This is a genomic window from Nocardioides sp. Bht2, from assembly GCF_047308515.1.
GTDB lineage: Bacteria > Actinomycetota > Actinomycetes > Propionibacteriales > Nocardioidaceae > Nocardioides.
Genome location: NZ_JBLBWI010000036.1, coordinates 1 through 1,300, shown reverse-complemented (window position 1 = coordinate 1,300; position 1,300 = coordinate 1). Strand labels below are relative to the sequence as shown.

The following is a 1,300-nucleotide window of genomic DNA, read 5'->3' as shown; positions in this document are numbered from 1 at the left end:
GGGTCTGCCCCGAGTTTGGTTGACACCTGACCTGTGGGGATTCCACCTCACAAGCAAGGATGTTTACCATGCCGAAGCCGTTCCCCAAGGAGTTCCGCGACGATGTCGTGGCCGTGGCCCGCAAGGGCCAAGCGCCGTTGAAGCAGATCGCGAAGGACTTCGGGATCTCCGAAGCCTCCCTGCACAACTGGATGAAGGCCGCCGACATCGAGGACGGCAAGCGCCCTGGTCTCACCGACGCTGACCGTGCCGAGCTACGCGAAGCCAAGAAGCGGATCCGGCTTCTGGAACAAGAGAACGAGGTCCTCCGACGTGCCGCGGCGTACCTGTCCCAAGCGAATCTCCCGGGAAAATAGTCTTCCCGCTCGTCCAAGAGATGGCCGCGATCGGTGCCCGGATCAGGGTGCCGATCGCGGTGGCGTGCCGGGTCCTGGGACTCTCGACCCAGGGATACTACAAGTGGCTCAAGAACCCCATCTGCCAGCGTGACTACGACGACGCGCACCTGATCAACCAGTTGCATGACCTGCACGCCGATGACGCCACACTGGGCTACCGCCTTCTTGCCGACGAGCTCGCGGACGAACACGGCATCAACGTCGGGGAGAACCGGGTGCACCGGTTGTGCCGCATCGCCGGGATCACCGCCAGCCACCACAAGAAGCGGTCCAAGCCCGGTGCCACCGGGCCGGTCCCTCACGACGACCTCCTCGCCGTCGTCGACTCCCACGGCGTCGTCCGCCACAAGTTCACCGCAGACGGCCCGAACAAGGTGTGGCTCTGGGACATCTCGGAGCATCCGACGCGGGAAGGGAAGCTGTACATCTGCGCGATCAAGGACGTGTACTCCAACAAGATCGTGGGCTACTCCATCGACGCACGAATGAAGTCGTCCCTGGCCGCTGCCGCGCTGCGGAACGCGATCGTCTTGCGTGCACCGGTCGGCACGATCTGTCACTCCGACCGTGGCGGGCAGTTCCGGGCGAAGAAGGTCCAGCGGCTGTTGGCGAACAACGGGCTGGTCGGGTCGATGGGCCGGGCCTACGGTGCCGGGGACAACGCCAGCATGGAGAGTTTCTTCTCGTTGTTGCAGAAGAACGTTCTCAACACGCGGCGGTGGGCCACCCGCGAGGAGCTCCGTCTGGCGATGGTCACTTGGATCGAAACGAAGTACAACCGCCGACGCCGACAACGGGCCCTCGGAAAGCTCACGCCGGTCGAGTTTGAGATGATTTACACGGCCGCAGACGCGGCCTGACTACCGCACACCCCGAGTGTCAACCAGACCGGGGGCAGACCC

The 1,300-nt window shown here is 64.1% G+C and carries 1 protein-coding gene; it reads left to right on the top strand.

Features of this window, described 5'->3' with window-relative positions; translation table 11 throughout:
* The first annotated feature begins 68 nt into the window (after window positions 1-68).
* Window positions 69-1,258 (top strand): IS3 family transposase gene (locus ACLM5J_RS20815; RefSeq protein WP_413658594.1). Its coding sequence is split into 2 segments (ribosomal slippage): window positions 69-347 and window positions 350-1,258, totalling 1,188 coding nucleotides; the frame shifts between segments, so codons are not numbered across the junction.
* The last annotated feature ends 42 nt before the right edge of the window (window positions 1,259-1,300 follow it).